Source organism: Desulfococcus sp. (genome assembly GCF_041737845.1).
In the GTDB taxonomy this organism is placed as follows: domain Bacteria; phylum Desulfobacterota; class Desulfobacteria; order Desulfobacterales; family Desulfococcaceae; genus Desulfococcus.
The window spans coordinates 20,970-27,144 of record NZ_JBGSQX010000143.1 but is presented as its reverse complement, the minus strand read 5'-3'; the positions used below and the strand labels follow the sequence as shown (position 1 = coordinate 27,144).

The following is a 6,175-nucleotide window of genomic DNA, read 5'->3' as shown; positions in this document are numbered from 1 at the left end:
GATGATCATCCGGGCGGACGGCGGCATCGTCGGCACCATCGGCGGCGGCCCCGTGGAGGGCGAGGTCATGGCCGCGGCCCCCGACATCCTCTCCTCGGGCCGGTTTGAGATCCGCGCCTTCCACCTGGACTCTGGCGCCGCGGGTGAAATGGACATGATCTGCGGCGGGCGGCTGGACGTGCTTTTGGAGCGGATCTCCCCGGACCCGGAGGTCAGGGGGATTTTCCAGACCCTGGAGGAGGCAGGGCGCCGGGGCCGGAAATACCTCCTGGCGGCCGACATCCCCGAGGCGGGCCACGGCGCCATCGCCCGGGCGGTGGTGTTCGCGGACGGCGACATCGTTGCGAGCGACGGGTTTCCCCGGTCCGTCCTGCCGGCGCTCCTGGAAAAAACCCGAAAGGAGCGTGCGCCGGTGATGGTCATCCACGACGGGCGCAGGTATCTCGCGGAGCCGGCGTTCATTCCCGGTACCGCCTATCTTTTCGGCGCGGGCCATGTCTCCCGGGCGGTCTCCCGGCTGACCCACCTGGTCGGTTTCCGCACCGTGGTGCTGGACGACCGGGCGGAATTCGCCAGCGGCCCGCGGTTCCCCCGGGCCGAGGAGGTCCGGGTGATCGACGACTTCAATGAAGCGATGGCCGGGCTTCCCGTCGACCCGGACAGCTATCTGGTGATTCTCACCCGCGGCCATCACCATGACCGGACCGTGCTGCAGCAGGCCCTCGGGACGGACGCCGGGTATATCGGCATGATCGGCAGCCGGCGAAAGCGCGACGCCATCTACGCCGTCCTTCGCGATGAGGGCATGACGGACGCGGATTTCGCCCGGGTCCATTGCCCCATCGGCATCGACATCGAGGCCGAGACCCCCGAGGAGATCGCCGTCAGCATCGTGGCGGAATTGATCGCGGCCCGGGCCTCCCGGAGATGACCGGCGCGGGTCTGGCCGCCCTTGTCCTGGCCGCGGGCAAGTCGACCCGCATGGGCCGCGACAAGCCCCTGCTCGCCCTGGGCGAGGGCACGGTCGTCGAACGGGTCATCGACCTGTTTCAGACGGCCGGGATCACCGATATCCGCGTGGTCGTGGGCCACCATGGGGAACGGCTGATACCGGTCGTGCAAAAGGCGGGCGCCCGCGCGGTGTTCAATTCCGGGTATGAGGGCGGCATGTTCACATCGGTCCTGGCGGGGTTGAAAACCCTCGATTTTCGCTGCGCGGGCGTTTTCATGCTGCCGGTGGATGTCCCGCTCGTTCGGCCGTCCACCCTCCGGCGGCTTATGGACGCCTGGCGGCGCATCCCGGGGAAGGGTGGTCCGGAAATGGACGCCGGGCGCGCCATCCTTCACCCGACCTTCCAGGGCCGGCGGGGCCACCCGCCCCTCATCGGCGGCGGCCACATCGCTGACATCCTGAAATGGCGCGGAGACGGCGGCCTCCGGACGTACACAGCCGAATGGGAGCGCTGCGCGGTGGAGATCCCCGTGGCGGATCGGTTCATCCTGGTGGATATGGATACGCCCGAGGATTATCGCCGCATCGCGGATGGCCAGTTCTGTTACGACCTTCCTTCGCCCGCGGAATGCGCAGCCCTCATGGTCGAAGTCCTGGCGGTGCCGCCGTCGGTATGGGGCCACTGCCGGGCCGTGGCCGATGCGGCCGTGATCCTGGGGCATGCCCTGAACCAGGCGGAAGGGAGGCGCCGCACCGGCAGCCCCCTTTCCCTTCCCCTCATCCGCGCTGCGGCCCTGGTCCACGATCTGGCCCGGGAGCAGCCGGACCACGCCCGGGCGGGCGCGGCATTCCTTCGTTCCATGGGGTTTGACGCCGTGGCCGACATCGTGGCCGTCCACATGGAGCTTCCCCCGGAGCGGGAGGGGCGGCTGGAGGAGGCCGAGGTGGTTTTTCTGGCGGACAAACTCGCGGACGGAGACGTTCGGGTGACGCTGGAAGAGCGGTTCCGGCGGCAGGCGGCCAGGTTCGGCGGGGAGTCCGCGGCAGCGGCGGGGATTGCCCGTCGTCTATCCAGCGCCCAGGCGGTCCGGGACGAGGTCGAACGGTGTGTGGGCCGCCCCCTTGCGTCTATCCTGGCGGAGAGAACTCATGATCTATCTGCTTCGGCACGGGGAGATTGACACCGGTCCGGACCGGCGGTTCATCGGCTGGACGGACCTCCCTTTGAACGAGACCGGGCGGCGCCAGGCCCGTGAATGGCGCGACGCTTTCAAGGGCGTGCCGTGGAAGGGGCTCTTCTGCAGCGACCTGGCCCGATCCCGCGAAACCGCCGGAATCATCGCGGGGGCGTCGGCCCCCTTCCATATCCTGGAAGCGCTCCGGGAAATCTCCCTGGGTTCCTGGGAGGGGGCGGGGATGGCCGACATCCGGGCCCGGTTTCCCGAGGAGTGGGCCGCCCGGGGCGAGGCACTGGACACCTTCCGGCCGCCTGGCGGGGAATCCTTTGCCGATCTTGAGGGTCGGGTGATGCCCGCTTTTATGAAGCTTTCGGAATTCCCCGTCGGACCCCTCCTGGTGGTGGGCCATGCCGGCGTCAACCGCGTGATCCTCTGCAACCTCCTGGGGATCCCCCTCACGCATCTCTTCCGCCTGGAGCAGGATTACGGCGGCCTCACCCTGATCGATCCTTCGGTTCGCCCCTTCCGCGTCAAAACCCTGAACTGCCGCCGCGCGTATCCTGCATGAGCTTGCGGCAAGGTCAAAACGGCGCGTTCAGGGCGTGCGGTTTTCCTCGGCCGGACGCCGGTCGGGCGACGAATCCATGGCCGCGGCAGCAAGCGTTCTGCAGTCTTTCAGGACGATCGAGAAAATCGGCCGATGGGAGAAGAAGACAGCGCCGATGGTGTTTCGACATTACGGCAAACACAGGCTCGAATTAATATCCGGTGACTGGGTCGTCAGGAATTGAACAGGCCGGCAGCAGGCTGTGCCTCGGCACCATCAGGGAGAAAGTAAGCCCCTCAGGGGATTACCGCTATGGGCGGATGCAGGAAAGGTGATCCGTCCGGACGATCCCCAGGACGTCCCGGGACATTTTCAGCACCGTGGCCCGGACAGCCCTCAGTGTTCGGATATCCCCGGCGGCAAGGCTGCCCTGCTGCGCCGAATTCAATCCCAGGTTCATCCGTCGGACTGCGCGAAACAGGATGGCGCCGGCAGCGGGCGTATTGAGGTCGTCCGCAAGCGCAGCGGAGAAGTCGGTCCAGTCGCCCGCCGTCGGCCGGCAGGCGGGGTCCGGGGGGCCGATCGTCTGTTCCGCGCGGGCCAGGGTCCGGCGGATCCGCTCCGCTCCGGCAGCGGATTCCGCCATCCGCTCCGGGCTGTAGTCGAGGGGATGGCGATAGTGTTTGGATAGGAGAAAAAGCCGGATCGCATCGGGAGGGTAGATGTCGAACAGGGTGCGGAGCGTCACGAAACGGCCGGTCGATTTGGCCATCTTCCGGCCGTCCATGTCGACCAGGCCGTGGTGGACCCAGAAGCGGGCGGGGTTTTTGCCGGTAACGGCCTGGGACTGGGCGATCTCGTTCTCGTGGTGGGGGAAGACGAGGTCCGTGCCGCCGCCGTGGATATCGAAGCGGTCTCCCAACAGCGTTTGCGCCATGGCCGAGCACTCGATATGCCAGCCCGGCCGTCCCCGGCCCCAAGGGCTCTCCCATCCCGGCGCATCGGGCTCGGAAGGCTTCCATAAAAGGAAATCATGGGGATTGGATTTATCGGGATCGGATTCCACCCGGGAGACCGCCGGCATATTTTCTATGCATCGGCGGGAGAGCCGCCCATAGGCCGGAAAGGATTCCACCCGGAAATAGACCCGGTCCTGAACCCGGTAGGCATGTCCCTTCTGGAGCAGGCGTCCGATCATCTCCTGCATGGGGCGGATGTATTTCGTGGCCCGGGGGGCATGGTCCGGCGGGCGGACCCCCAGGTGTTGCATGTCTGCCTCATAGGCGGCGATAAAGCGCGACGCGACGGCGTCGTACCCCACCCCGAGGGTTTCGGCCCGCGCCAGGATCTTGTCGTCGATGTCCGTGTAGTTGCAGACGCTGGTCACGGTCCATCCCAGGGTTTTGAAAAAACGATGCAGCACGTCGAAAAAGACCGCCCCGCGCGCATGACCCAGGTGGGCGTCGTCGTAGACCGTCGGGCCGCAGACGTAAAGCCCGACCCGGCCCGGCGATGAGGGGACAAAGGGCTGTTTATCCCCGGTGAGCGTATTGTAGAGGCGCATTTTCACCGTTGGACACCAGCATGCGATCGTTTCCCCGGCGCTCCGTAAAACCAATTTCGTCCAGGTATTCCAGAACGGGAAGAGCCCCCGTGCGGCCATAGCCCAGTATCGCATTGCAGTCGTTCGCAGTGATGTGCCCCCTGCACGAGATGGCGGCCCGGACCCTGCCCATGATCTCTTCCAGGGCTTCAGGGGAAAGAAACCGGTCGTTGTTGAGCCGGACCAGCCGGTGCTGTCGGGCCAGATACCCCAGGAGCTTTTCGACATCCCGTTTGGACGTCCCCTGACGGAAGGACCGCCAGGCCGTGTGGGCGGTGAAGGGGGTGATTCCCGCTTTTGCCGCAAAATCGTGGAGTTCTTCGACCAGCTTCATCTGAGTTGACGTCAGACGCCCCGTCACCTCGGCCATACGGTAGCCGCCGCCCTCCTGGATCAGGCGGCCTTCCCGGCACAGTCCGGCCAGGATCCAATGAATCAGCGCCCTGTCCGCATCGGCCGGGAGTTTGTCGCCGATCTCCACGGCCTTGAGATCGACCCTCAGGGCGTCCTGCCGGAGGGTCTGGGCCACGATTTGCAGGACCATCTCCCTCAGGCGATTGCCGGCCGCCTTTCCTACGGCCCCCGGTTCCCCGAGGGACAGCCATTCGCCGCCTTCGACCCGCCGTTCGATCTCCCGGCGGCAGATCTCCGGTGAAAGCCCGGTCTGTTCGGCAGCGAAGCCTTCGGTGACGGGCCGATAGGGATGCCGGTCCAGGAGGCGCGCCAGGATCTCCTCGGGCCTGCCGGATTGAAGCGCCCTCAGATAGGGGAGCAGGGCCTTCGCTTTTCCGGCGCGGTACTTGACCTTCGAGGTTTTTAGAACCCGGCCTCCGGCGATGACCGCCGCCCGGTTCATGGGGGAGACCAGAAACCGGTCCCCGGGCAGGGCCGGAACCGGCGACGCCAGGCGGCACTGGACCAAACCGGTATCCCCGGGCTCCAGGACTTCCGTCTCCATTGTTACGATCATCGCGGCGACAACCGCGGTGCCGAGGTAAAGCTTCACCATTTGTCGGTTGTCGATGCTTTCGGTATGCGGCCGCAGCATCTTCAGCTCGGCGTTGATGAGTGTCGCGGTGTTCAGGGTATCCGCCCGCGCCAGGAGGCTTCCCCGGCGAACCGCAGAAAGGGGCACCCGGTGGAGATTGACCCCGACCCGCTGGCCGGCGAATGCATAGGATGCCGGCTCTCCATGAACCTCAAGGGACTTGGCGCGGGTTCGGATGCCCCGGGGCAGGATATCCACGGCATCGTTCTTGGTTAGCGCCCCCCCGAGCACCGTGCCGCTGACGACCGTGCCGAGGCCGGGAAACTGCCTGACCTGGTCGATCCAGAGCCGGAAGGGGGCGTCGCCGCGCTTGCCGCCGGCCAGGGCGAGCTCGGCTTCCAGTGCCCCCAGAACCGCGGACCTGCCCTGTTCGGTTCGGGCAGAAAACGGCACCACGGGCTTTCCTTCCAGAAAGGTCCCCCGGACCAGGTCTTCGACCTCCATCCGGGCCAGTTCGAGGGTTTCCGCATCCACCAGGTCGCTTTTGCCGACCACCACCAATCCTCCCGCGGCGCCGAGGGTGGTCAGGATGTTGAGGTGTTCCACCGTCTGGGGCATTACGCCGTCGTCTGCCGCCACCACCAGCACCGCAAGATCCACGGCGCAGAGACCCCGGATCGTGTTCTTCAGGAAATCGGTATGGCCCGGCACGTCGATCAGGGCCGCCCGCGCCCCGCCGGGCATGAAGAGGGGCGCCACCCCCGACTCGATGGAAAGGCCCCGCTCTTTTTCTTCTTTCATCCGGTCGGTGTCCACGCCGGTCAGGGAGCGGACCAGCGCCGTCTTACCGTGGTCCACGTGGCCCGCCACGCCGATGGTGATATGGGTGTTCATGATGTTCTCGATG

The 6,175-nt window shown here is 66.4% G+C and carries 5 protein-coding genes; 3 read left to right on the top strand and 2 right to left on the bottom strand.

What is annotated here, in order from left to right:
- From ACEW8N_RS16845 to ACEW8N_RS16835, 3 genes are all read left to right on the top strand, one after another.
- Positions 1 to 931 (top strand): XdhC family aldehyde oxidoreductase maturation factor (locus tag ACEW8N_RS16845; protein WP_373501013.1); only part of this gene is annotated, 931 nt, incomplete at its 5' end.
- Positions 928 to 2,133, top strand: a complete 1,206-nt coding sequence (locus ACEW8N_RS16840; protein WP_373501012.1) for a DVU_1551 family NTP transferase — start codon at positions 928 to 930, stop codon at positions 2,131 to 2,133. The genes ACEW8N_RS16845 and ACEW8N_RS16840, both read left to right, overlap by 4 nt.
- Complete coding sequence (locus ACEW8N_RS16835) at positions 2,102 to 2,698, top strand: histidine phosphatase family protein (protein WP_373501011.1); 597 nt, start codon at positions 2,102 to 2,104, stop codon at positions 2,696 to 2,698. The genes ACEW8N_RS16840 and ACEW8N_RS16835 overlap by 32 nt, the downstream gene beginning before the upstream one ends.
- A gap of 289 nt (positions 2,699 to 2,987) precedes the next feature.
- On the opposite strand, the gene cysS is transcribed toward ACEW8N_RS16835, so the two are convergent.
- Together cysS and ACEW8N_RS16825 are read right to left on the bottom strand one after the other, a co-directional pair.
- Positions 2,988 to 4,241 (bottom strand): cysteine--tRNA ligase, encoded by a 1,254-nt coding sequence (gene cysS / locus ACEW8N_RS16830; RefSeq protein WP_373501010.1) that lies wholly within the window; start codon positions 4,239 to 4,241, stop codon positions 2,988 to 2,990.
- The gene (locus tag ACEW8N_RS16825) at positions 4,210 to 6,162 is read right to left on the bottom strand and encodes a SelB C-terminal domain-containing protein (RefSeq protein ID WP_373501009.1); all 1,953 of its coding nucleotides are present in this window, start codon (positions 6,160 to 6,162) and stop codon (positions 4,210 to 4,212) included. Before ACEW8N_RS16825 ends, cysS begins: the two co-directional genes overlap by 32 nt.
- Between the last annotated feature and the right edge of the window lie 13 nt (positions 6,163 to 6,175).

Coding starts and splice junctions, on each gene's coding strand:
- ACEW8N_RS16825 (WP_373501009.1), bottom strand. CDS start 6,162: ATGAACACCCATATCACCATCGGCGTGGCGGGCCACGTGGACCACGGT.
- cysS (WP_373501010.1), bottom strand. CDS start 4,241: ATGCGCCTCTACAATACGCTCACCGGGGATAAACAGCCCTTTGTCCCC.
- ACEW8N_RS16835 (WP_373501011.1), top strand. CDS start 2,102: ATGATCTATCTGCTTCGGCACGGGGAGATTGACACCGGTCCGGACCGG.
- ACEW8N_RS16840 (WP_373501012.1), top strand. CDS start 928: ATGACCGGCGCGGGTCTGGCCGCCCTTGTCCTGGCCGCGGGCAAGTCG.